Source organism: Collinsella aerofaciens (assembly GCF_009876115.1).
In the GTDB taxonomy this organism is placed as follows: domain Bacteria; phylum Actinomycetota; class Coriobacteriia; order Coriobacteriales; family Coriobacteriaceae; genus Collinsella; species Collinsella aerofaciens_N.
The window spans coordinates 34,326-59,476 of sequence record NZ_WWSY01000001.1 but is presented as its reverse complement, the minus strand read 5'-3'; the positions used below and the strand labels follow the sequence as shown (position 1 = coordinate 59,476).

Sequence of the window (25,151 nt, the reverse complement as noted above, 5' to 3'; positions counted from 1 at the left end):
ACTGGAAAGGAAGCTACATGCGCACAGCAAACACGCACAAAAACATGGCACGCTGCGCTGCTACGGCAACCCTCGCTTGTGTTTTGGGCTTGGGCCTCGCGGCTCCTGCCTACGCCGATACCGCATCCGACCTTGCCGCTGCTCGTACGAAACTCGAGCAGATCGGCACCCAAACCCAGCAGATTTACGATGAGCTTGCCACGCAGACGCAGGCGCTCGATCAGACTGCCGGCGAGATCACGCAAAAGCAGCAGGAGATCGCCGATGGTCAGGCCAAGCTCTCGACCTATGTCGCCGGCGAGTACAAAACCGGCGGTCTGAGCCTGCTTCAGGTTTTGACGGGTGTCGATGATCTGAGCGATATGCTCAACCGCCTGTTCTACTACGGCAAAGTTTCCGACAAGCAAGCTCAGACCATTCAAGAGGTCAAGGAGCTTAAGCAGCAGCTCACCGATAAGCAGGCCGAGCAGGAGAAGAACGTCGCCACCACGCAAAAGAAGGTCGACGAGCTTAACGCCCAGCAGGCTGAAGCCCAGAACGTCGTAAACTCCCTGGATTCGCAGCTGCAGGCCGAGCTTGCCGCAGAGGCCGAGGCCAACGCCGCGCTGCAGGCCGGCATCAACGCCAGCACTGCCGAGAAGGCCACGGTGAGCAACGAGACTGCCGGTACGACCGAGAACACCAACAACGGTGGTCAGACCAGCAATAACAACAACCAGGGCGGCAACACTCCGGCTCCTACGCCGACACCTGCTCCGACGCCGCAGCCCTCCACGCCTGCTCCGGCTCCGACGCCTTCTGCTCCGAGCCAGTCCGTCGATGGTGGTTCTGTTGTCTCGCGTGCATACAGTAAGCTTGGTTGCGCTTATTCCTGGGGCGGAATTGGCCCGAACAGCTTCGACTGCTCTGGTTTTGTTAGCTATTGCCTCACTGGTCGCTATTGCCGCCTGGGCACCACGGGTACCTTTATGGGCTGGACGCGTGTGTCCGATCCGCAGCCCGGTGACGTTGTGGTCAACTCGTACCACACCGGCATTTACATCGGTGGTGGTCAGATGATTCATGCTTCCGACTACAATACGGGTGTTATCATCAGCTCCGTTGCCGCCGGCATGAACAACAACTATATCTTCGTGCGTTACTAAGTCATCTTACACAGCGTGTGAATGTGGACCTCGTGGCTTTAAGTCGCGAGGTCCATTCTTTTTTTTCTAATCTTGTACGGCTATCTAGTATTCAAAACTAGATAGCCGTACATTCAGTTTGCAAGATGGCTATAATTGTTGAGGAACAATTAGAAAGGACCCTCTATGAGCTGGGCACTTATCTCCGATTCAAGCTGCAACCTCCGCGATTGGCAACCGACCGCGCCCCATACCACCTTTGCATTTGCGCCCCTCAAAATTCGAGTGGGGGAGCGTGAATTCATCGATGACCTTTCACTCGATGTTCATGAGCTCAACTGCGCTGTTCAGGCGGAGACGAACGCTTCTTCGAGCGCTTGTCCCAGCGTAGGGGAGTGGGCCGAGCTCTTCAAATTGGCAGACAAGACCATCTGCATGCCAATCTCTGAGGGCGTGTCGGGCAGCTACAACGCAGCAGCCACGGCTCGCGATATGGTTCTTGCCGAGGAGCCCGACCGGCAGATTCATCTAGTCAATTCGCGCGCAGCTGGCGGCAAAATGGACCTCATTTTCTTGCTGTTCGACCGCTATCTTGCAAGCAATCCGGATGTCTCATTCGAGGACGCTTGCGCATACTTCGATAGCCTTGAGCAGAACAGCAAAATCCTCTTCAGCTTGTGCAATTACGAAAACCTGGCCAAAGCCGGACGTATCCCTAAGGCAGCCGGCGTCATTGCCAACAAGCTCAATATTCGCATTTTGGGCACGGCGAGTGAAGCCGGTAAAATCGAACTCGTCGGACACACGCGTGGCGAAAAGAAGATGCTCAACAAGATTATCGACACCATGGAAGCCGAAGGTTTTACGGGCGGCGAGGTCGTTATCGACCATGTCGAGAATAAGGCAGGCGCCCAAGCACTTGCCAGCCGAATTGTGGAGCGCTGGCCAGGCTCCAAGACTATCATCATGCCCTGTAACGGGCTAGATTCATACTATGCCGAAATGCATGGGCTCATTATCGGCTACGGCATGGGCGTGGCTTCGGGCCAATAACGTCCAACCAAGCAAAAATACGGGCGGGACAAAGTGACAGATGACCCTTTGCTCCGCCCGTTTTATACGTCGGCTAGCTATTAAACCCATTAAACTTTAGATAGCTCATCAGGTACGCCTTCGAAACGAAGGATGAAACCGCACTGCGCACAAGCAGCGACTCACGCGTTACCTGATGCGCCGTATCGGGAACCGGCGTCTGCTCGACGGAAAACGCCGAACGAATCGATGCCTCGAGCTGATCGACCACATAATCGAAGGCCGTCGGGGCATCGTAGCTCAAACGCTGAATGTTAAAGAGTGCCTGCACCGCAGCAATAGGTAACACCTGCTTAAAGAGGCAGATAGCGATCAGGCGGGCAATCTGCTCGCGGCCATATTGCTTTTTGACCGGAGCAGGCACCAGGCCGACCTTCACGTAGTTATTGATCATCGATGGCGTAATGACAGGGTGCTCAACGCAAATGGACAGCGGCTCCATCCACAGCGCAACATACTCAATGACCTGGTCGCGGTAGAGCGTCACATTGGGCAACTGGTTATAGCGCGGCAGACTCAACGTATTGAGTTTACGCACGATATCGGACTGAATGAATGCATCGGGTAGCACCGTGGGCTGAATATCCTCGGGCTTAATGCTGACCGACGAATCGGACATCGGAATAACGTATTTAGCGTGGTTCATAAGAGGCCTCCGTTCGTTTTCTATATTGTATTCTAGGTTATCTAGTTTTGCATACCACATAGCCGCCAAGAAAATTGGCGGGACAGTGCACTGATGCTTCGTCCCGCCATTTAGTAAATTGATAACAACCTTACATAAGATATATTATCGTACTTATCCACGGAGAAACGCGTATGCGCTCGTTGCCGCTATGGCTCCATCAGAAACGGCGGTCACAACCTGGCGTAAGCGCTTGGAACGGATGTCGCCAGCGGCAAATAGACCAGGTGTACGGGTGGCCATCGAATCGTCGGTGACAATGCCGTCGTCGGGAGCCAGGTCGACTAGATGCTCAACAAGCTCGGTATGTGGCTGCGTCCCCGTAAAGACAAAGATGCCAAACGAGCCGGGCTCAAATGACTCGGCATGAGTTTCCCCAGATGCATTGTCCTTAAAGGTAATCGTCGTTGGCATGGCTTCGCCCGATAGCTCCACAATACTAGTTTGGTACCTAACTGTAATATTGTCCTTTGCGAGTACTTTCTGAACAACACCATCGGGCGCACGGAACTGGTCGCGGCGCAGCACGATGGTCACACTGCTGGCAATGTCGGACAGGAACAGCGCCTCTTCGCATGCCGAATTGCCACCACCGATTACAAAAACCTGCTTGCCGCGGAAAAACATGCCGTCACATGTTGCGCAATATGAAACGCCACGACCGCGATACGTATCCTCGCCTGCGAAACCTGCCGGACGCGGCGTGGCACCCATGCAAGCGATAACGCTCGAGGCCAGCGTATCGCCCATATCGTGATGCACCGTAAACAACGCTGCATCGGCATCGTAATCGATACCCGTAACCATGCTCCATGTAACCTGTGCTCCCAGGCCCTCTGCATGCTGCTGAAAACGCTCGCCGAGTTCGGCGCCACTCAGGAGCGGGAAACCCGGATAGTTCTCGACCTCATTGGTTGTGGCGATCTGCCCTCCCGACATGCCCTGCTCAATCACGGTCGTCGTCAGGTTGGCACGCGCAGCATAAATGGCGGCAGCATAGCCCGCGGGGCCGCCACCGAGAATCGCAACATCGATCGGCTTATCGGTAGTCATGAAGCGTCCTTTCGTCGAAACGTTGTCGTTCTTTGCGCTCGTACCCAAATTTACGTGAACGTGACACTCATGCACTACAATGATAAATCCGTATTACAAAGCTGAAGGGGAGTTATCGATGGACCAGGCGCAGACGAGTGACGACGCTCCCCTGCTCACGCACAGCACTCCCCAATCGGAGCAAACCACGCTCCTGGCTCAGCAAAAACCTCTCGTGACCATCGTGCACGCCTCCGTTGGCTCGGGCCACAAGGCCGCCGCAAATGCGATAGCGCAGGCATTCGACCTCATCCGCGGCACCAATGGCATCCCCGAGGATATTGAGATTGAAGTGCTCGATATCCTTGATTTTGGACGTATTAAATTCGACGGCAATAAGACCGCGGCTTCTTTTACGGGAGCCACGCGCCCCATTTACGACCTGACCTGGCGATATACGCTTACGGGACATCTTCTCTGGGGTGGCGGAACGGCATGGTCGCGAATTATGTTCCCCGCCTTCAACGAATATATTCGTAGCCGCAGGCCCATAGCCGTGGTTGCAACGCACATCACAGCAGCCAATGTTGCCGTGGGCGCCCGCGTAATTACGGGTATCGATTATCCGGTCATCTGCGTACCGACCGACTACGAAGTCGAGGGATGGTGGCCCCACAAGGACACCGATTTATTCTGTGTTGCCAACGAATTTATGGCCGAAACGCTGCGTCCGCGCAAGGTGCTCGAGACAAAGATTCGCATTACCGGCATTCCTATTCGCGCCGGATTCGACACGGATTACGATCGCGAGGAAGAGCTAGCTAAGTTCAATCTCCCCACCGAGAAGACCGTCGTGCTGGTAATGGCCGGTGCCAGCTTGCCTCAACCGTACGTTCGCTTTCGCGCGGAGATGGACCGCACCCTCCCCTTCCTACGCAGCTTCGAAGACATGCACTTTGTCTTTTTGCCGGGCAAAGACACCGAATATGCCACCCGCCTCAAAACGCTCTTCGACGCCATGAAGCTCGAAAACTTCACGGTTCTGGACTATGTCGATGATATGGCAGCGCTTATGCACGGCTGCGACCTGGCAATTCTCAAATCGGGCGGACTCACCGTCACCGAATGCCTGTGCGCACACCTGCCGATGATCCTGCTGGGCAAGTCCTATGGCCAGGAAAAGGCCAACACCACTATGCTCACCGGTATGGGCGCCAGCATGCACGTCACCACGGCACGAGAGCTCATCGTGACGTTGCGCCATCTCCACGATCATCCTGAGTCGCTCAAGGCACTGCTCATCAACGGCGAAGTACTACGCCGCCCCCACGCAGCCGAAGACATAGCCATCGCCGCCATGGAGCTCGTAGGCAAACCCCAAAAGCGCAAAAGAGCCTTCTGCCGCTTCTACTGGGGCGGAAAACCCGCGCATATCCGCTAGCGTCTTTATGTCCGCTTACCTGCGGGAGGCCCCTATATATCGTCCCGTGCTCAAACATTCTCGCGGGGCGCTCGCATCCCTCTCGCCCACCTCTCACACATATCATTCCATGCTCAAACATTCTCGCTTCGCTTCGCTCGCTGCGAAACTGCGCGTGGAACGATATGTGTGAGAGGTGGGCGGGCGGCTACTCGCTTGAAACAAAATTATCTTACTGGTTAGCCGGTGCGACAAAGGAACAATCGCTTTGTCGCACCGGCTAACTATTATTAGATATTTTGTTTCTACCTTCGCAGGCTCTAACTGGGGCGAACCCGGCGTAGCCGCTAGCAAGTAAACGTAGCTCACCTGTGGGAGAGCCCTATATATCGTCCCGCGCGCAGTTTCGCAGCAACGCGAGAATGTTTGAGCACGGGATGATATATAGGGCTCTCCCACAGGCGAGCGAACGTAAGAGGCTATGCGACTAAGCTACGCCGCTGGAGCCGAAGCCTCCGTTGCCTCGGTCGGTTTCGTCTAGTTCTTCTACTTCTATGAGATTGACCGTGGGGACTTCTTGGATGACGAGTTGGGCTATGCGGTCGCCTTTGTTGATTTGGATGTCGTTGGTGGGATCCAGGTTGATGAGGATAACCTTGAGTTCTCCTCGGTAGTGAGCGTCGATGAGGCCCGGCGTGTTGACTATAGACAAGCCCTGCTTGATGGCCAAGCCGCTGCGGGGCTGGACGAAGCCGGCGTAGCCATCGGGCAGGGCGATGGCCAGCCCCGTAGAGACCAGACGGCGTTCGAAGGGCTTCAGGACGCAGTCTTCGTTGGAGCGTAGATCCAAGCCGGCATCGGTGGGATGGGCGTATTTGGGAAGCTCGACGGTGGGGTCGAGACGCTTTATGTTGACGGTAATGTTGGACATGGAATCACCTTAGCTTGTCGAGCTCTTGCAGAAATTCATCGACGTCTTTGAAATCGCGGTAGACCGAGGCAAAACGGATGTACGCAACCTTGTCGATCTTGGCCAAGCGCTTGAGCACCATGTCACCCAACTCATGGGACGTGACGGCCGTCAGCGTGCGAGAGCGAAGCTCGACCTCGATGTCATCGATAATCTCATTGAGCTTCTTAGTGTCGATATCGCGCTTGATGGTGGCGCGCATCAAGCCGACAAGAAGCTTATTGCGATCGAACCGCTGCTTAGTTCCATCTGACTTAATGACCTCGATAGGGTCCTCGCATCGCTCAAACGTTGTAAAGCGGTAGTTACACGAGCAACATTCGCGACGGCGCTTAATGGTGTTATTTGACTCCTGCATACGGGAATCAACGACGCGGGTATGTGCCTTGCCGCATTTGGGACAGCGCATGGTACCTCCTCTTAAACGATAACAAGGGTACCATGCGCAGCGCGATAATGATTACGAACGAGCAGGAACCTTAAGATGCGCACCGGCGGCGAGCGAACCATGCTCCAGATGATTGACGCTACGGATCATGTCGGAAGTCTCTTGCGTGGAAAGGCCTTCGATTGGATATTCTTCGGCAAGCGACCAAAGAGAATCGCCAGGCTGAACGCGAATGGTCTCGTAGGTAATGTTGGAAACGGACTCGGCATACGCGGCGTGACGAGCGCTAAAGACCGACGTAGCGAGGACAAAGAAGAGCGTAAGCGCAACGGCGACGGCGACAATCGTCGGAACCTTCAGGGCAACGTGGGCCGGCGCGACTACAGCCTGCTGATTGCGAGCAGGCTTTACGGTCAAAGGCTGAAAGCCGGAGCGGCCACCCTGAACAACCGTAAAAGTGGGTTCTGCAGGCGTCTCAAGCTTAAGGGCGAGGTTTCCCTGGACCATATTCGTTGCGTTCATCATGTTCTCCTCTCGCGTGTTTTGCTGAGAACAGTTTTATCAAGCCGCGCGGACAAAAATGTCTAGCGCGAGAACGAATGTTCGGTTATTATTATCTTCGAACAGTTGTTCCTGTCAAGCATAATTCGAACATTTGTTTGACATGGGTAGAGAGGATGCCCTGATGGCTCGCAAAATTACCAAGCGTCAGCAGCAAATTTACGACTTCATCAAGGAATATCAGCAGGAGAAGGGTTATCCACCCAGCGTGCGCGAGATGGCTTCTGCCGTGGGTCTTTCCTCCCCCAGCACCGTGCACGCCCATCTCTCTGCCCTGGAGGCGCGCGGGCTACTCAAGCGCGATGCCACCAAACCGCGCGCCCTGGAACTCTTTAACGAGGACGGGTCCTCTGTCTCAATTTCTAAATCTGACGAGCCCACCGCACCTCGCGGAACGGTCTCGCTACCGCTCGTTGGTCGCGTTGCGGCTGGGATTCCCATTCTGGCTGAGCAGAATATCGAAGACACGTTTACTATCCCGACCGAAATCGCCACTGATCAGGGTTCCTTTATCCTTGAGGTGCATGGGAGCTCAATGATCAATGTCGGCATCTTCAATGGCGATTACATCATCGTCCGTGAACAAAAGAGTGCCATGAACGGCGAAATTGTCGTGGCCATGATTGATGGTTCGGCGACCGTCAAGACGTTCTACAAGGAGCAGGGGCGTGTGCGCTTGCAGCCCGAGAACGACACTATGGAGCCTATCTATGCAACGAATCCCGTTATCCTGGGCAAAGTCGTCGGCTTGATGCGCCGGTTCTCGTAATGCAAAAACGCATAACCATCTTTGATACCGTCCGCGGGTTTACGATGATTTCTATGGCAGGTTTTCACGCTTGCTATGATCTCGCCTACCTGTACGGCTGGGATATGCCTTGGTTTACCCAGACTGTCTTTCAAGACGTCTGGCGCGCCAGCATCAGCTGGGTATTTTTGTTTATCGCGGGTTGGATGTGCACTCTTTCGCGCAACAATATCAAACGTGCCGCCAAATACGCCTTAGCAGCACTCGTTGTCTGGTTGGCAACAACACTTGTCTCATTCGACGATTCGGTTAATTTTGGCATCATCTACTGCATGGCCGCATGCACCGGCATCGTGGCGTTGACCGATCCCGTCCTTAAGAAGATAACGGCGAGATGGGGCATGCCCCTATGCCTTGTGTTGTTCGCCCTCACCTGGAGCATCCCCAAAACGATCTACCCTGTCCCCTACCTGGCGTGGCTGGGATTTCCGAGCCCTGGGTTTGTCTCAGGTGATTACTACCCCATCATCCCGTTTATCTTTATGTATCTTGCAGGATACTTCGCCGCACGCATAGCGAAGAGTATCGATAAGACCGTCCCTAGCTGGGCCTACGCCAACCCCCTGCCGGCGCTCGCCAGCCTTGGACGTCACGCTCTCCCCTTTTATCTGCTGCATCAGCCCATCATTCTGGGCATTTTGGAGATCGTCTACTCGGTGCGATAACGCTCGAGCCGCGGTGCAATACGAGCCGGCAGTTTCGCCACAACGCGAACGCCGTCCTCGAGATATTCCTCATGCAGAAGGGTTCCCTGCTCATGCACCAGCGTGATGAGAGCGCCCTCACGATACGGGATATCAGCGGAGAGCAACACATCGGTGGCAGCTGCCTCGCGAGCAATCCGGTCGACGAGATCGTCGAGCCCCTCGCCCGTTTGGGCCGAGAACAGAACGGCCTCCGGATAGCGACCACGGAAACTCAATCGATCGACGCTATCGAGAAGATCGATTTTATTGAATACGGTAAGCGTTAAACGCTCTCCGGCGCCGATCTCATCAAGCACGCGGTCGACAGCCTCCAGCTGCCGCTCATAGTCCTCGTCAGACGCATCTACGACTTTGAGAATTAGATCGGCACCCAAAACCTCGGACAGCGTCGATTTAAAGGCATCGACCAGACCATGGGGCAGCTTTTGAATAAAGCCGACGGTATCGGTAATCGTCATGCCGCGACCGCCGGGCAGACGATACGAACGCGTCGTCGGGTCGAGCGTAGCAAACAGCTTGTCCTGCGAAAGTACCGTAGAGCCGGTCAGACGATTGAGTAACGTCGATTTACCGGCATTGGTATAACCGGCTAACGCGACGCGAAACGCCGGGGACTCAATGCGACTCTTGGATTGAACATCGCGACGCTGTTCAACCTGCTTGAGCTCACGACGAAGCGCAGCGATCTTATTACGAATGAGGCGACGGTCGACCTCGAGCTGACTTTCGCCCTGACCAAAACGTGAGCCGATGCCGCCGCGCGTCTGCTCCTTAGCGAGATGGCTCCACATGCCACGCAGGCGAGGCAACAAATATTGAAGCTGTGCCAGCTGTACCTGCAGGCGTCCCTCACGCGTCTGAGCATGCAGGCCAAAGATATCCAGGATCAGTGCAGTACGATCGATAATCTTTACCGGCTCGCCCACGGCTTTCTCCAAATAGGATTGCTGCGAGGGGGTCAGGTCGTCGTCAAAAATAACGACATCGGCATCCATGCGATGCACCAGGCCGCACAGCTCCTCTACCTTACCGGAACCGATAAACGATTTAGGATACGGCTTTACCAAACGCTGCGACAAGCGTGCCACGCACTGGGCACCAGCTGTGTGGGCAAGACGCTCCAGCTCATCAAGCGAGCGATCGAGCGGCCATGCATTGTCGCGCCACTCAACACCAACTAAAATGGCACGCTCGGGCTCGGGTGCCGTGGGAACAAGGGGGAAACGGGCCATTAGGCAGCCTCAATACGATGCAGGATATCCTCAACGACCTCATCGATCGTACATTCATCCATATCAAACCACACGATACGGTCATCGCGCTTAAACCACGAAAGCTGACGCTTGGCATAACGACGCGAACGCATCTTAATGAGTTCGCGAGCCTCATCCATGCTCATCACGCCATTGAAAGCATCAATGATCTCTTTATAGCCAATTGCCTGCATCGACGTCAGGGCATCTCCCAGCCCCTGGCCCATAAGACCGCGGACCTCATCGACAAGACCCTGCTCAAACATCAGATCGACGCGCTGGTTAATGCGCTCGTAGAGCACCTCGCGATTACGCGTCAGACCAAACCATAGGGCATGATAATGCTCGTGCGGAACACTAAACTGCGACTTTTGCTGCGCATAGGAGACGCCATCATCATGCATCTCGAGTGCACGAATCACACGGCGCACGTTATGGGGATGAATAACAGCAGCCGATTCTGGATCGCGCTCGGCAAGCAAGGCATGCAGTTCTTCCTCGCCAATACGCTCGGCAAGCTCCTGATAGCCCGCACGACGATCGTCCTCAAGTTCACCCGAGGGAAAGTCCATCTCATCGAGGGCGGCCTTGAGATACAGCCCCGTACCTCCGCAAAAAACCGGCAGGCAACCCGAACCAAGGAGACGTTCAACATGCGCGCGAGCGTCGGCCTGATAAAGCGCAGCAGAATATGCCACACCCGGCTCTACAATGTCGACGAGACGCAGCGGCGCCGTGCACTCATCGGGCGCCATCTTTGCGGTACCGATGTCCATGCCGCGATAGATTTGCATCGCATCGCACGACAGCACTTCGGACGAAAGACGAGCTGCCAAACGGTCGGCAACATCACTCTTACCAACCGCCGTCGGACCGACGATCGCAACGGCGGAAAGACCTGCCCCGGGAGAAACCATTAGCGCGGCTCGCCCACAACGGAGCCGGACAAATACCAGGTCTTGGCAACGTCAACGTCAACATCAACGATCTTGCCAACAAGCTGATCGATGCTGTAACCCTCGGGGATAGGCGCATGCACAGTCTGATTCTTGGGACTCTTGCCCAGCAGGACCGCGTCGTTCTTTTTACTCGTTCCCTCAATGAGCGCCGGAACCACAGTATGAAGCTCACCCTGGTTATACTCGTGTGCCGTGGTCTCGATAACCTTAACCAGACGGTTGAAACGCTCGAGAATAACCTCATGCGGCGTAGGATCGTCAATCTCGGCGGCCGGGGTACCGGCGCGCTTGGAATAGATGAAGGTATAGGCCTGAGCATAGCGGACCGTCTCGGCAAGTGAGAGCGTCTGCTCAAAGTCTTCTTCAGTCTCACCCGGGAAGCCAACGATAATGTCGGTCGAGAGCGCGATATCGGGCATGCGGTTGCGAATGCGATCGACAAGGCCCAGATAGTCCTCGCGTGTATAACGGCGATTCATCTCTTTGAGGATCCGCGTCGAACCTGACTGGACGGCCAAGTGCAGCTGCGGCATAACGGCAAGCGTCTCGGCCATGGCGTCAATGGTCTCGGGCAACAGGTCCTTGGGATGCGAAGACGTAAAGAAGATGCGCTCCACGCCCGTATCGCCCACGGCACGCAGCAAATCGGCAAAACGCGGCTTGCCAAACAGATCGCGACCATATGAGTTAACGTTTTGGCCCAGCAGCGTAATCTCACGCACGCCCTGGCGCACCAAACCGGTCACCTCGTCGACAATCTCCTCGAAGGGGCGGCTCTTTTCGCGACCGCGCACGTACGGCACGATGCAATAGGTGCAGAAATTATTGCAGCCCGTCATGATGGGCACCCAGGCGTGATACTGAGTCTCGCGATGCCACGGCATGCTCATGGCATCCGTATCCTCATGCTCATTGGTGCGGATATGACGCTTACCATCAAGGAACGCCTCGGCAATGAGCTCGGCCACATGTGCAATGGAATGCGTGCCAAAGATGACATTGACGTTATCGACGTTGGTGAGCAGGCCCTCGCCATCGCGCTGCGCGATGCAACCGCCAACGGCAACCACGCGCTTGCCCGAAGGCGAAGGCGGCAGGCTTTTGCAGGAATTGCACTGCCCGTACAGGCGAGTATCGGCGGCCTCGCGCACGCAGCACGTCATGAAGACAACGATATCGGCATGCGCGGGATCGAGCGCCATGAGGCAGCCATACGAATCAAGCAGACCGCTCACACGCTCGGAGTCGTGCTGATTCATCTGGCAGCCAAAGGTGCGGATAAAGTAGGTTTTACCGGCAAGAATATCGCGTACGGAACGCTGGTCCATGTGCATAAGTCCTAACGATGGGGAGCGAAACAAGGCAAGCAGAAGCTATGCCACAGGCTTAACATCATCCATGACGACGTTATCCATAGCAGCTCGATTGATCTGGTGAACGTAGATAGAAAGGCGGATGGCCGTGCGCGACTCCCCGTTAATGAGGATGTCGGAGAACACGGGCGCGCAGGAAATATCAAAACCGGTTGGAATCAAAAAACCGCGCGCGATAGCAACGGCCTTAATGGCCTGGTTGACGGCACCGGCGCCGACACACTGGATGTTGACGGGCACACCATCCTTGACCATGCCGGCGATGGCGCCGGCAACGGACGCGGGCGATGATTTGCTTGATACCTTCAGGCAATCCATGAAGAAACTCCTGCATTTAAAAGTACGTTTTAACTGCAATAACTGTATCGTACCGAGTGGACTCGGTAAAGGCACTATTCCTCTTTGGCAAGATCAAAGGTCACGGTGATTCGATCACGCGAAACACGGATCTTTGGGTCGCCGCAAAGGTTGAGATAGTACCGGGCGGCAAGGTCATTAAAGTCGCGTTCCACAGCGCGCGAAAACTGTGCCATATCATCCTTGGCAATACGTAGCCCGCGACGATCCTTCGCGAGATCGACAGGAGCCGGCGCATGCGAGGACGAATCACGCTCGCGCAGCAGACGCGCGGTCACACCGCGAACGGGCTTAATCTGCCCTGCCAAAATGCGATGGGCCGTGCGCTCGGACATCTCAAGACCCAAACCCGAACAAATACGGATAAAGTCCTCGGCATCAGAAGCAAGGCCTAAACGATCGACAACCGGAAGCTCACTCTCGTCATCAATGAACAGGAGACGAGACGTATCGAGCCGACTTGACGCTTGAGCATAAAGGGTCGCGGCAATCTCAGACGGAGAACCAAGATAGACATCGCAACCACGCAACTCCTCGAGCGCAAACTCACAAGCAGCGCGAATAATATTATGTGGGCCGCGAGCGCAGACATAACGTCCGTCCTCATCCTTGACGGCCTGGGGCCAGCTGGACTGATCGGCACGCTCACTGAGGCGGTCGGCCGCAACGCTCACCTTGAAGGCTGAACCAAGATCGACGCCGGACGTGACCACACGGGCCTCGTCGGTGTTCTGCTTGATCGAAAACAATGCCATGCCACGACCGTGAACGCCCCAACGGTCCATCTTCATGCTCTCGAGCTTGGAGGTAACGCGGGCATCAAAGATTCGCTCTTGCATATCCTGCGGAACGCCAGAACCGTTATCCAGAAAGACAAGCGTGCGGACGCCATCTTCCTTGGTCGTGGCGAGATAGACCTTGTCGGCGCCGGCATCGCGAGCATTACGGAGCATTTCGATGACGATGTCCTCGACATGCTGAATGTCGTGCTTTGCCTGGCGCCGCTCGGCCTCCGAAACGCGGAGGCGGACATACCCCTCGCCAAGGTTCTCCTCGACGCGAAGGTTGCCCTCCCCCGACATCGACGCGATAAATGAGATGAGCTCGTTCGCGTCGCTCATGTTATTTAGCGATATCGACAGCGCGGCTCTCGCGAATCACGACGACGCGCACCTGACCGGGATACTCCATCTCTTCCTCGATCTGATGGGCGATATCGTGAGCCAGAACCGTGGACTGGGCATCGGAGATCTTGTCAGGCTGAACCATGACGTGGACCTCGCGACCAGCCTGCATGGCATAGGTACGCTCGACGCCGTCATGGGAGTTGGCGATCTCCTCGAGCTTCTCAAGACGCTTGATGTAGTTCTCGGCAGACTCGCGACGGGCACCGGGGCGAGAGGCAGAGACTGCATCCGCGGCCTGTACCAGGACATCGAGCACCGTGTTGGGGTCGACATCGGCATGGTGAGCCTCGATAGCGTGGACGATAACGGGTTTCTCGCCATAACGGCGGGCCAGCTCAGCGCCGATGACGGCATGCGGGCCCTCGACGTCATGGTCGATTGCCTTGCCCAGGTCGTGCAGCAGGCCGGCACGCTTGGCAGTCACAACGTCCAGGCCAAGCTCGGAAGCCATCACGCCGCACAGATCAGAGACCTCGAGGGAGTGCTGAAGCACGTTCTGACCAAACGAGGTACGGTAGCGCAGGGCACCAAGGGTCTTGACGATCTCGGGGTGCAGGTCGTGGATGCCGGTATCGAAGGCAGCCTGCTCGCCAGCCTCACGCACGCGCTGCTGAACCAGGTCGGCGGCCTTGTGATACATCTCCTCGATACGGGCAGGGTGAATGCGGCCGTCGGCGATGAGGTTCTCGAGGGCGACACGGGCGGTCTCACGACGGACCGGGTCGAAGCTCGAAAGAACGACGGTCTCGGGCGTGTCGTCGATCACGAGGTTGACGCCGGAAACCTGCTCGAAGGTCCGGATGTTGCGACCCTCGCGACCGATGATACGGCCCTTGAGGTCATCAGAGGGAATGTGCACGGAGGTAACGGTGACCTCGGCAGTGTGGTCGGCAGCGCAGCGCTGAATCGCCAGAGACAGAATCTCCTGGGCGGTCTTGTGGCACTCGGCGCGAACCTGCTGCTCGGACTCGCGAATGATCGTGGCGGCCTCGTGGGTGACCTCGCTGCGAACCTTATCGAGGAGCTCCTTGTGGGCGTCCTCGCGGGTAAGGTCGGCGATACGCTCGAGCTCGGAGGTCTGCTTTGCGCAGAGCTCCTCGAGCTCACGGGAGCGCTTCTCGACCTGACCGGCCTGGCTGGACAGCTGATGCTCGCGCTTGTCGAGAGCGTCGTTGCGGCGATCGAGGGATTCCTCGCGCTGCATCACGCGGTTCTCGAGCGTACGAATCTCGTTCTTACGCTGCTTGTCCTCGGCCTCGGCGGCCTGCTTGTTCTTGATGATCTCCTCTTTAGCCTCGAGCAGAGCCTCTTTTTTGAGGGTCTCGGCCTGACGCTTGGCATCACCGATCAGGGACTCAGCCTGTGCGTGTGCCGACTGGATTTTTTCGTCGGCCTCGTGAAGACTACCCTGCTTGGCGGTGCGCATGTAGGCAATGGCGGCGATGGCACCCAAAACGATGCCAACGAGCGCTGCGATGATAGGCATGCTCACTCCTTTTTATGGATTCGTTACACAACAAAGCGAACCGTCCTTACGAACGGCTCGCGACATTTGAGTAATATGGGCGCAGCTTATGCGGGTCGGATACAGATAAACATATAAACAAACTCATCACAGATGAGCACATATCACAAAGCAAATGACAGTGTTTATCGTACGTTGAACCACAACAACTGTCAAATAAATGGCCCCAGCACGGCGGCTAAAACGCGGTGAACGGCAGGGCCACAAAACGCATACGCCTAAACCGCACATTCCTCGCGTTCGGCATTAAGACGTGCCTTAACGGCATCGGCAGCGATGTGATACGAGAAGCCCTTGCCCATCAAAAACCGAACCAGTTTTTCGAATCCGCGCGTCTCTGGAACACGCCGCTTGGCGAGCAGGGCTGACGCACGCGCCAAATCGTCTTCGACGGCAAAATAATCCTCGGGATAACCGGGAATGTCATCGAGTACGACATGACGGCGCTTAAGCTCGGTCTCAATCTTGCGCTGTCCCCAGCCGCGTCGTTTGCGTTCCTCGATAAAGTACGAGCAAAAGCGGTTCTCATCTAAAAAGCGATACTCTGTGGCGCGCTGGACGGCGAAATCAATTGCGGGCTGGCGAAAGCCGTAGCGTGCCAACTTGTCACAGACCTCACCCGTCGCATGGTCGCGTCGCGATAGCATCTCAGTCACCATGGTAAGTGCACATTTACGCTCGATGAGCTGCACCGCTTCACGAAAGTTATCCCAATCACAGGGAAGATCGGGGCGATTTTTGACATACAGGCGCGCGACCCGCACGGGAATCCAAATGGACCGCTCAAAACCGCCCTCAAGCTCACAATCGATATGTGCGCAAGGCTTTTTGGACGCATACCCGCTCGAGAACGAGGAGGCCGCCTTCTTATCGGGAAAGACGACCGTGGCCTCGGTCACCGTATACGACATGAGCGTAACCGCTACTCGTCGTCATCATCGAGCATGGCGGAACCATCGATGGCGTAAAGCTCGTCAAACTCCTCAGGCGCAGGCTGATCGGTCAGCTCGACCTCGGACGGAGCATCGTCATCAAACTCAAGCCCGCAGGCAAGGCGGACCTTATGCTCAATCTCGTCGGCGCAATCGGGGTGTTCGCGCAGGAACGCCTTGGCGGCCTCGCGACCGTTGCCGAGCTTGTCCTCGCCATAGGCAAACCAGGAGCCCATCTTCTTGCAAATGCCGCACTCGACAGCCATGTCCAGAATCGAGCCCTCCTTAGAGATGCCCGTACCGTACATGATGTCGAACTCAGCAGAACGGAACGGAGCTGCCACCTTGTTCTTAACGACCTTGGCACGCACGCGGTTACCGATAACCTCATCCTTAAGCTTAATGCTGTCGATGCGGCGAATGTCGATACGCACCGAAGAGAAGAACTTAAGGGCGCGGCCGCCCGTCGTGGTCTCGGGGTTGCCGAACATGACGCCGATCTTCTCTCGCAGCTGGTTAATGAAGATGCATGTCGTGTTGGACTTGGACAGCGAGCCGGCGAGCTTGCGGAGCGCCTGACTCATCAGACGAGCTTGCAAACCGACCGTGGTATCGCCGATCTCTCCCTCGATCTCGGCACGCGGGGTCAGCGCGGCGACGGAGTCGACGACGATGGCATCGATGGCGCCGGAACGCACGAGCATGTCAACAATCTCGAGCGCCTGCTCACCCGTATCAGGCTGGGAAATCAGTACCTCGTCGATATCCACGCCAATGCGCGCGGCATACGTGGGATCGAGCGCGTGCTCGGCATCGATAAATGCCACCACACCACCCATTGCCTGGGCTTCGGCCAGGATCTCGAGCGAAAGCGTCGTCTTACCGGAGGACTCAGGACCGTAAATCTCGACGATACGGCCGCGCGGCACACCGCCGATACCCAGAGCGGCATCGAGTGCCAGAGCGCCCGTGGGGATGGCCTCAACCTCAAGCTCGGGGCCGCCGTCACCATACCTCATGATGGAGCCTTGACCGAACTTCTTCTCGATCTCGGCCTTGGTGGTGGCGATCATCTCATCGCGCTCTTTACCCGTCGTGCGAGCATGAACGGTACGTACGGGACCTGAATTCTTGGCCATGAATAGCCCTCCTCTTAACAACCTGCATCGATAATAAACGAACGGCTGTTCGTGGTCAACCGTTCAGGCCAATCATATGCAGGCAGTCTTTCCAAAACCCAACCAAACGCCGACCAAACACTGACCAAATGCTTGACCACAAAGGGGCAAATAAGAACAAGAAAGGCGAGAATAAACCTATGACCAGCAAAAACGCTGAATGTGTCAGAGGTCCCTATCTCCACAATTAAGGGGCCCTAAGGCCCCTTAAAACACGTCTATTCCATAGAGTTGAGCACAAGGGCAATGCGTCCCAATGCCTCCGCGACCGCATGGGCACGAACACACGAACGGTCGCCCTCATAGTGGCAGCGCACAGAGTCCACGACCGGCACTTCCCAATCAGCCGCGCGATACGCCCAGCCAATATAGAAAGTGCCAGCCGGATCGTCCTCAGTGCCGCCGCCGGGGCCGGCATAACCCGTTGCGCTCACAGCAATATCGCTCTGATACAGCTCCAGCGAACCCGCCGCCATCTCGCGCGCGGTCTGATGCGACACCGCGGTATAGCGGTCGAGCGTCTCCTGCTCAACACCCAAAACGCGATGCTTTATCTCATCGCAGTAGGTCACCGCACCGCCACGCAGCACCGCCGAGGCGCCCGGGATATCGGCAATCGTCGAGGAGATCATACCTGCTGTCAGCGACTCAGCCGTCGAAACCGTCACGCCCCGAGCGCTCGCGCGCTCGACAATATCGCGCGCCAGCTCCTCGTTATGTGCGGAAATCTGCTCAAAAGAGTCCGTCATACCCACCAGGACCTAGACCGAAAAGACGATCTTGCGGCAGTTCCAGAAGTACTGGACGCCCGAGATAACGGTCAGGACAACGGCAACGGCGTACAGGAAGCGCGACACCGAGTAGATGCCGAGCGTCAGCGCCAGCGGGCCAAGGTTCAAGCCGGCCATCGCAAAGACGCACAGGTAACCGCAGATGGAGACCATCGTGGTCGCCGTCTTGTACTTGCCGAGCTTATCGGCCGCAACGACAACGCCGGCGGCACTCGCGACCATGCGCAGGGCGCTTACCAGCAGCTCGCGGAACAAGATGATGAACACGGACCAAACCGACACGGCGCCAAAGTCCAAGAACAGCAGCAAGGCCGAGAACACGAGTAGCTTGTCGGCGATGGGGTCCAAGAATTTACCGAAGTCGGTAATCTCGTTGCGCGAGCGCGCCAGGTAGCCGTCAACCTTATCGGTGCACGACAGGATGACGTACAGAATGAAGGCAGCGGCGGCGAGCGGGCCGTCGAAGGTGCTCCAATCTGTACCGGCAACACTCGTGTGAGAAAGCGCCGACACGATCATGAACACCGGGATAAAGACGATGCGAACGCACGTCACGATGTTGGCGGGCGTCCAAACACTCGTCAGTTCCTTATTGCTCTCGTTTGCCACGACGCTCTCCTACTCCACAACATGGCCGATAAGCTCATAGCAGAAGCTATCGGTAAACTCGACCGTCAGAATATCGCCCACAGATGCCTCGCTGGCATCCAGATGCACCGCGCCATCGGAATCAGGCGCCTGGAACCAGGCATGTCCGATCAGCTCGGCGCCGTCCTCGGTCTCTTCGATACCGTCGACGATCACCTGGGCGCGCTCGCCCACATGTGCGGCGGTGGCGGCAAAACCGAGCGACTCGGCCAGGTCCATGGCCTCCTGGGCGCGCTCGAGCTTGACCTCTTCGTCGACCTGGCCCTCCATCTTGGCGGCCAGGCTGCCCTCCTCCTGCGAGTAGGCAAAGACGCTCGTGTAGTCAAAGCCGACGGTGTCCATAAAGTCGATAAGGTCGCGGAACTCGTCGTCGGTCTCGGTCGGGAAGCCAACCATGGCCGTGGAACGGATCACGATGTCGGGGATGCGCTCACGTAGATCGCGGAACAGGTCCTCGAGCTCCTGGCGCGAACCGGAGCGACGCATGGCCTTAAGGATGCGTGCGTCGCAGTGCTGCACGGGGATATCGATATAGGGTAGCACCTCGGGGGTATCGCGAATCGTCTCGATAAGCTCGTCGGTCATGCCCTCGGGCTGCAGGTAGAGAACACGGACCCAGACGTTCTGCGGACGCACGGCCTCGGCTACGGCGCGCAGCAGCTGCGCCAGATTGCGCGGCGAGCCCTCGGCGACGTCACCATCCGCAAAGTCGGTGCCCCAGATGCCCGTGTCCTGGCCGATCAGCACGATCTCTCGCACACCGCCGGCAACCAAGTCGCGCACCTCGGAGATAATGCTCCCGGCATTGCGCGAGTGATAACGACCGCGGATATACGGGATCATGCAGAAGCTACAAAAGCGGTTGCAGCCATCGGAAATCTTGACGTAAGCAACGGCGCCCTCGACAGTGCGCTTGACTTGCGGAATATAGGCAGCGATCTCACGCTCGACACCCAGCACGCCATCGATGACCGCCACGATGCCGTCCTCCTCGTCGGCCTTCACAAAGGCAGCGACCTCGGGCAGCTCGTCAGGCAGGTCGTCGCCATAGCGCGACGGCACACAGCCGCACATGACGATGGGACAAGAACGAACGCCGTCCTGAACCTCGTTGGCGAGCTCGAGCGTGGTCTCGATGCTCTCGGACGTTGCGGAGGCGAGGAACGAGCATGTATTGACGATGGCGATATCGGCATCCTGTGGGTCGAATGCCTCCTCGTAGCCCGCGGCGGTCAAAAGAGAACGCATGCGGTCGGTGTCAACCTCGTTCTTAGCGCACCCGAGGGTGATGTAGAGCACGGAGCCCAACGGTGTATCCATGTTGGAGAGCAGTCCTTTCGAATGATATTAGCGGTAGTTGGTGAACTGCAGCGGCTGGCCGTAGTCCTGGTCGCGCAGGAACTGGATAACGGTCTGCAACGCGTCCTTCGAAGCAGAGGAAACACGCAGCTTCTCGGCCTCGATGGTCACCTTGACCTTGAGCTTTTGGTCCTTGATGTCCTTATTGATCTTCTTGGCGGTCGCCTGGTCGATACCCTCGACGATATGGCCGAGCACGCGCACGGTGCCGCCCGATGCCGCCTGCGGAGCATCCCACGAGACAGCCTTGAGGTCGATGCCGCGCTTGATGAGCTTGGAGCTCAGGACATCGATGATCTGCTTGGAGACAAAGTCGGCCGGGGCGTTGATCGTAAAGAGCTTGTCGCCCTTCGAAAGCTCGATCGTGGCGCCGGAATCCTTCAGGTCATAGCGCTGGGAAATCTCGCGCGTGGTCTGCTGGAAGGCGTTGTCGACCTCTTGCATGTTGACCTCTGACACGACGTCGAAGCTGGAATCTTTAGCCATGATGTTTCCTTTCGCGTACGAGCGGCTTAGTAGCTATCGTACGAATAGTCGGTAGAATCGGTGGGCGCCTGGCCGTCAGTTGCGGTATCGGCGCCATCCGTGGACTGGGCATCGGTGCCGTCGGTGGTGTCGGTACCATCGGTGGTGTCGGCACCATCAGAACTTTCACCATTCTCGGAATCAGTCGTCTCCTTCTTGGGAACGGTGATCGTCACGCGCGCCACGCCCGAGGTCTTGGTATCGTAACGGACCTTTTCGCCGTTCTTGGTAACGGTGACATCGGAAGGCTTAGACGTGGTGATCTCGATCGAGGACTCGGGCGTGTACTCCTGCTCAAAGGGGCCAGTCGCCTGAGCGCCATAGACCGACTTTCCGTCGACCTTGACCTCAATCCACGCGGTCTTTCCCTTGGCAACGGAGACCTTAACTTTTGTGACCTCGTTCTCTTCCTTCTTGGCCGTCGTCTTTGCGGCGTCCGAATCAGTCGACTCGTCAGTCGGCTCATCGGTGTCTTCGTCCTCGTCGACCGTTTCGGTCTTCTTAGAAGACTTCTTGGTCGTCGTCTTGGTAACAGCGGGCGTCTCGGGCGTGGTCTCGGGCGTCGAAGATGCGCAGCCGCGCAGAAGTACCACGATGAGCACGATCAGCAGCAACGCCACGGCACCGATACCGGCGTAGACGATACGCGGATCGAGCCCGTTGTTTTGAGGAGCACGGGAACCGCCGCGTCCACGACTGGAACTGCTGCGGCCGCCTCCCTGAGGCATACGGCCACGATTGCTATCGGAACGGCCGCAATAGCCACCCTGGCCCTGAAGGCTGCGCTGACCCGAGCGGGGCGCAAGTTCACCGCGGCCTTGATAGCCACGCTGGCCCGCACGCGGAGCCGAAGAGCGCTGGCCATACGGCTGTGGTTGAGAGCGAAGACGCGGCGTCACCTGCGTGGTATCGGCGTCCGCATAGCCACTGCGAGAGCGTCCGGTGGAGATACCACGGTGACCGCGATCGGAATAGCCGCCGTCGCCGTAGCCGGCACGAGGGTCACGCGCCACGCCGCGGGCAGCGGGAAGTGCACGGTCCTCGGGCATCGGCGTACTGCGGAACCGGTCACGCTGCGAGCGAATCTCCTCGCCCGAACCCGTCTCGGTAATATAACCGGCCTGCTGAGGACGCTGTCCATAGCGAGTCGAACGACCGCCCTGAACCATCAGGAAGCGCCCGTTATCGACAGAGGAACGCGAATTGACGTAGCCGGCGGCGTCCTGGAAACGACCGCCCTGCTGCGACGTCTCGCGTTCGTATGCCATCAGTTCGTCAAAGTAGGCATTGACGACCTCGCGCGGATTGAGGCCCAAAAAACGAGCATAGCTCGAAATCATGCCCTGCGCATAGCCGCGCGGCGGCATCGAAGCAAAGTTACCGGTCTCGAAAAACTCGATGATCTGCGGCCTGATTTTGATGGTGTTGGCGACCTGCTGAATGGAAAGGCCCATTCGGCGACGCTGCTCGAGCAGCATGTCACCAAAGCGTGCAGCCATCAGAATCCTCCAAACTCACGATCTTCACGTGCCATCTCGGCGTCGACAGATTCCAGCGCGGCAAGCCCCTCCTCGTCCAACAGGACCTCGCGCGGCTTGGAACCGTCGGGCGGGCCGACGACACCCTTTTCTTCCAGCATGTCCATAATACGCCCGGCACGCGCATAGCCAACCTTCAGGCGGCGTTGCAGGCCAGATGTGGAGCCCAGCTGCGATTCCACCACAATATGGGCGGCTTCCCAAATGAGCGGATCATCGTCTTGCGGCTCGGCGACTCCGGTGCGGACAATGCCGCCGCCACCAGCCATGGACATGGAAGCGGGCGCCACGGCGGACAGAATCTCCTCGTGGTAGTCGGGCTCGCTCTGCGACTTGACGAACTCGACAATCTCGTTGATTTCGTCGTCCGAGACAAAGCAGCCCTGGATACGGCGGGGCTTGCCCCAGTCGACCTTGGAGAACAGCATGTCGCCCAAACCGGTGAGCTTCTCGGCACCCATCTGGTCGATGATGACACGCGAGTCGATGCCCGTGGCGACGTTAAAGGCGATGCGGTTGGTGATGTTGGCCTTGATGAGGCCCGTCACCACGTTGGAGCTGGGGCGCTGCGTGGCAACGATAAGATGAATACCGGCGGCACGGCCCAGCTGGGCGATACGCACGATCGAGGCCTCGACATCCTTACCGGCGACCATCATCAGGTCAGAGAGCTCGTCAATGATAATGACAAGGTAGGGCATCTTTTGCGGCGGATTGTCGTAATGCTCAAACTCGCCAGCAGCCTGCTTTTCGTTGTAGGTCGAGATCTTACGCACGTTGAGACGCTCGAAGACCTTCAGGCGACGCTCCATCTCGGACACAGCCCATTGCAGAGCGCTCGCGGCCTGCTTGGGCTCGGTCACCACGGGCACATAGAGATGCGGCAGACCGTTATAGCCCGCAAGCTCGACACGCTTGGGGTCGACCATGATCAGGCGAACGTCCTCGGGAAGGGCGCGCATGAGCAAAGTCGTGATGATGGAATTGATCATCACCGACTTACCAGAACCGGTCGTACCGGCAATCAACAGGTGAGGCATCTTGGCGAGGTCGGCGACAACCGGCGTGCCCTCGGCGTCGCGGCCGATGGCGAGCTCGAGCGGACCGCCCTTCACATAGGGCAGCACGTCGCCCAGATTGACGTTCTGGCGCTTGCGGTTGGGAATCTCGATGCCCACGAGCGAGGTGCCGGGGATCGGGGCAAAGATACGCACCGACTGGGCAGCGAGCGAAAGCGCGATATCGTCCTCGAGGCTCGAGATTTTGCTCACACGCTCGCCCTCACCGGGCTGCAGCTTAAAGGTCGTCACCGTGGGGCCGGCGATCCAGCCGACCACGCGGGCACTGCGGCCAAACTCAAGCAAGGTGGATTGCAGTGACTCAGCGGTCTGCTCCAGCTCCTTGTCCGAAGACGCAGCGGAAGCCGACTGCGGGTTGGCATGCAGGATTTCGAGCGGCGGAAGCTTGAGGCCGTCCTCTTCTTCGCCCTCGTTATCTGCGGCGCCGTCGTCCACTCCCCCATCACGAGCCGCAGCCGATTCGATAGCACTCGTGGCAGGCGCATCGGCAACCTTGGGATGCTTCAGGAAGTCGGGAATCTGAGGTGCGGCCGAGACGGGATTCACGGCAAACGGCGGCTCGGACTCGTCAATCTTATCGGGGTCGTCTTCCATCGAAAGCTGGCCGGTTACCTGGCCGCGCTTTGCATGGCGACGCGGCAGCAAAGTTGTCTTTGCGGTCTCAATCGGAGCCTCGTCGTCCTCGTCATCGCCCTCGGTAAGCTCAATCTCGCTATCGGACCAAGATGGGTCGGGCTCACTCGTATTGAGCTTAGGCGCAGCCTTGCCCTTCTTGACATGGCGACGCGGCAGCAGCGTGGTCTTGGCCCGCTCGGCTTCAACCGACTCGGATACGTCGACAAACGGGTCATCGTCCTCGTCGTCATCCAAAACCGGGTCGACATCGCCACCCATGACCGTGGTCACCGCGGCGTCAGTCCCCTTCTGGCGCAGAATGCTCAGGTGCGGACGAGCGACGCCGGGAACAGACAGGGCCTCTTCATCGCCCCACGGGCTCGCATTGACATCGGCACGTCGACGCTCGGCAAAATCGGCAGCGCGATCGCGTGCGGAGCGCAAAACGCCACCCACCGAAAAGCCGATAATGACCAAACCAACGACGACAAGCCCCAGCAAGACAACCATAGCGATAGGTTTACCCAGGGCGTTTTGCAAGGCACTTGCGATAAAGGCGCCAATGTAGCCGCCCGACACGGAAAGGTTCTGCGGCGTAAACATAAGGTCGCACGAATCGCTCGTGCCCGGCACCATCAACGAAAGAATGGAGACGACGGCGATAAAGACCAAGGCGCCGCCCGCAACAGAGCGCACGTTGAGCGGCGAGTCCTCACCCAAAAAGAGCGTGGCGGCAAACAGCAAGATGACGATCGGCAGCACGTAGGCGCCCAGACCAAAGCCCAGGTGGTAGAAACCGGCAACCGCAGCCGTCACGGGCGCTGTTGCCGGAGAGATCACGGCAATAAAGGACGCGATCGCCAAAACGGCGATGACCACACCGGCGATATCGCGATTGGCCGAAGGCTCGACCAAGGGCTCAAACTCATCAAACTCGGACTCGTGGCCCTTATTGGCACGCAGATGGGAACCGGCACCCTTAGCAGATGCCGGTTGGTTATTGGCCTTATTGCCTTTGACGTTTTGTGCAGATCCGCGCGCCAAA

At 57.5% G+C, this 25,151-nt stretch carries 24 protein-coding genes; 5 read left to right on the top strand and 19 right to left on the bottom strand.

Features of this window, described 5'->3' with window-relative positions:
* Positions 1-17 precede the first annotated feature (17 nt).
* The gene (locus tag GT571_RS00280) at positions 18-1,145 is read left to right on the top strand and encodes a coiled-coil domain-containing protein (protein ID WP_204987174.1); all 1,128 of its coding nucleotides are present in this window, start codon (positions 18-20) and stop codon (positions 1,143-1,145) included.
* Between the two features lie 165 nt (positions 1,146-1,310).
* Positions 1,311-2,177, top strand: a complete 867-nt coding sequence (locus tag GT571_RS00275) for a DegV family protein (RefSeq protein WP_161154684.1) — start codon at positions 1,311-1,313, stop codon at positions 2,175-2,177.
* A 73-nt stretch (positions 2,178-2,250) separates the two neighbouring features.
* Here GT571_RS00275 and GT571_RS00270 read toward each other — a convergent pair whose 3' ends face one another.
* Together GT571_RS00270 and GT571_RS00265 are read right to left on the bottom strand one after the other, a co-directional pair.
* Positions 2,251-2,862, bottom strand: coding sequence for a DUF1836 domain-containing protein (locus GT571_RS00270; RefSeq protein WP_192934578.1), 612 nt, complete (start codon positions 2,860-2,862; stop codon positions 2,251-2,253).
* 153 nt (positions 2,863-3,015) lie between these two features.
* On the bottom strand, positions 3,016-3,954 hold the full coding sequence (locus GT571_RS00265; protein WP_161154682.1) for an NAD(P)/FAD-dependent oxidoreductase: 939 nt from the start codon (positions 3,952-3,954) through the stop codon (positions 3,016-3,018).
* Between the two features lie 118 nt (positions 3,955-4,072).
* Between GT571_RS00265 and GT571_RS00260 the strand changes: the two genes are divergently transcribed.
* Positions 4,073-5,374 carry an MGDG synthase family glycosyltransferase gene (locus GT571_RS00260; RefSeq protein WP_161154681.1) on the top strand — a complete coding sequence of 434 codons (1,302 nt, stop codon included), beginning with the start codon at positions 4,073-4,075 and terminating at the stop codon, positions 5,372-5,374.
* A 466-nt stretch (positions 5,375-5,840) separates the two neighbouring features.
* Here GT571_RS00260 and dut read toward each other — a convergent pair whose 3' ends face one another.
* Genes dut through GT571_RS00245 form a run of 3 tightly spaced genes read right to left on the bottom strand, consistent with a single transcriptional unit; the run spans position 5,841 to position 7,233 of the window.
* Entirely contained in the window at positions 5,841-6,284 is a 444-nt protein-coding gene (gene dut / locus GT571_RS00255; protein WP_161154679.1) for a dUTP diphosphatase, read from the bottom strand.
* A 4-nt stretch (positions 6,285-6,288) separates the two neighbouring features.
* Positions 6,289-6,732 (bottom strand): transcriptional regulator NrdR, encoded by a 444-nt coding sequence (gene nrdR, locus GT571_RS00250; RefSeq protein WP_022093781.1) that lies wholly within the window; start codon positions 6,730-6,732, stop codon positions 6,289-6,291.
* A gap of 51 nt (positions 6,733-6,783) precedes the next feature.
* On the bottom strand, positions 6,784-7,233 hold the full coding sequence (locus tag GT571_RS00245; RefSeq protein WP_204987173.1) for a LysM peptidoglycan-binding domain-containing protein: 450 nt from the start codon (positions 7,231-7,233) through the stop codon (positions 6,784-6,786).
* A gap of 163 nt (positions 7,234-7,396) precedes the next feature.
* Between GT571_RS00245 and lexA the strand changes: the two genes are divergently transcribed.
* A complete protein-coding gene (gene lexA, locus GT571_RS00240; protein WP_040359862.1) occupies positions 7,397-8,041 on the top strand; it encodes a transcriptional repressor LexA in 645 nt (214 codons plus the stop codon).
* Complete coding sequence (locus tag GT571_RS00235; protein WP_161154675.1) at positions 8,041-8,745, top strand: heparan-alpha-glucosaminide N-acetyltransferase; 705 nt, start codon at positions 8,041-8,043, stop codon at positions 8,743-8,745. The genes lexA and GT571_RS00235 overlap by 1 nt, the downstream gene beginning before the upstream one ends.
* On the opposite strand, the gene hflX is transcribed toward GT571_RS00235, so the two are convergent.
* The 14 genes from hflX to GT571_RS00165 all read right to left on the bottom strand — a co-directional run bounded on the left by hflX (position 8,730) and on the right by GT571_RS00165 (position 25,150).
* Positions 8,730-10,019, bottom strand: coding sequence for a GTPase HflX (gene hflX / locus GT571_RS00230; RefSeq protein WP_161154673.1), 1,290 nt, complete (start codon positions 10,017-10,019; stop codon positions 8,730-8,732). The genes GT571_RS00235 and hflX overlap by 16 nt on opposite strands.
* Positions 10,019-10,957, bottom strand: a complete 939-nt coding sequence (gene miaA / locus GT571_RS00225) for a tRNA (adenosine(37)-N6)-dimethylallyltransferase MiaA (protein WP_117639866.1) — start codon at positions 10,955-10,957, stop codon at positions 10,019-10,021. Before miaA ends, hflX begins: the two co-directional genes overlap by 1 nt.
* Positions 10,957-12,327 (bottom strand): tRNA (N6-isopentenyl adenosine(37)-C2)-methylthiotransferase MiaB, encoded by a 1,371-nt coding sequence (miaB, locus tag GT571_RS00220; protein ID WP_161154671.1) that lies wholly within the window; start codon positions 12,325-12,327, stop codon positions 10,957-10,959. Before miaB ends, miaA begins: the two co-directional genes overlap by 1 nt.
* Before the next feature lie 45 nt (positions 12,328-12,372).
* A complete protein-coding gene (locus GT571_RS00215; RefSeq protein WP_006235982.1) occupies positions 12,373-12,690 on the bottom strand; it encodes a stage V sporulation protein S in 318 nt (105 codons plus the stop codon).
* A 74-nt stretch (positions 12,691-12,764) separates the two neighbouring features.
* Entirely contained in the window at positions 12,765-13,850 is a 1,086-nt protein-coding gene (locus GT571_RS00210) for an ATP-binding protein (protein WP_006235981.1), read from the bottom strand.
* Position 13,851: 1 nt separating this feature from the next.
* A complete protein-coding gene (gene rny / locus GT571_RS00205; RefSeq protein ID WP_161154669.1) occupies positions 13,852-15,402 on the bottom strand; it encodes a ribonuclease Y in 1,551 nt (516 codons plus the stop codon).
* A 257-nt stretch (positions 15,403-15,659) separates the two neighbouring features.
* A complete protein-coding gene (locus GT571_RS00200; RefSeq protein WP_161154667.1) occupies positions 15,660-16,352 on the bottom strand; it encodes a regulatory protein RecX in 693 nt (230 codons plus the stop codon).
* Positions 16,353-16,363: 11 nt separating this feature from the next.
* Positions 16,364-17,512 carry a recombinase RecA gene (gene recA / locus GT571_RS00195; protein WP_022094695.1) on the bottom strand — a complete coding sequence of 383 codons (1,149 nt, stop codon included), beginning with the start codon at positions 17,510-17,512 and terminating at the stop codon, positions 16,364-16,366.
* Between the two features lie 257 nt (positions 17,513-17,769).
* Positions 17,770-18,300 (bottom strand): CinA family protein, encoded by a 531-nt coding sequence (locus tag GT571_RS00190; RefSeq protein WP_161154665.1) that lies wholly within the window; start codon positions 18,298-18,300, stop codon positions 17,770-17,772.
* A gap of 12 nt (positions 18,301-18,312) precedes the next feature.
* The gene (gene pgsA / locus GT571_RS00185) at positions 18,313-18,861 is read right to left on the bottom strand and encodes a CDP-diacylglycerol--glycerol-3-phosphate 3-phosphatidyltransferase (RefSeq protein ID WP_233545216.1); all 549 of its coding nucleotides are present in this window, start codon (positions 18,859-18,861) and stop codon (positions 18,313-18,315) included.
* Positions 18,862-18,960: 99 nt separating this feature from the next.
* Positions 18,961-20,310, bottom strand: a complete 1,350-nt coding sequence (rimO, locus tag GT571_RS00180; RefSeq protein WP_161154663.1) for a 30S ribosomal protein S12 methylthiotransferase RimO — start codon at positions 20,308-20,310, stop codon at positions 18,961-18,963.
* 27 nt (positions 20,311-20,337) lie between these two features.
* On the bottom strand, positions 20,338-20,835 hold the full coding sequence (locus GT571_RS00175; protein ID WP_117654798.1) for a YajQ family cyclic di-GMP-binding protein: 498 nt from the start codon (positions 20,833-20,835) through the stop codon (positions 20,338-20,340).
* 26 nt (positions 20,836-20,861) lie between these two features.
* A complete protein-coding gene (locus GT571_RS00170; RefSeq protein ID WP_161154661.1) occupies positions 20,862-22,373 on the bottom strand; it encodes a helix-turn-helix domain-containing protein in 1,512 nt (503 codons plus the stop codon).
* Positions 22,373-25,150, bottom strand: a complete 2,778-nt coding sequence (locus GT571_RS00165; RefSeq protein WP_240136288.1) for an FtsK/SpoIIIE family DNA translocase — start codon at positions 25,148-25,150, stop codon at positions 22,373-22,375. Before GT571_RS00165 ends, GT571_RS00170 begins: the two co-directional genes overlap by 1 nt.
* Position 25,151 lies beyond the last annotated feature (1 nt).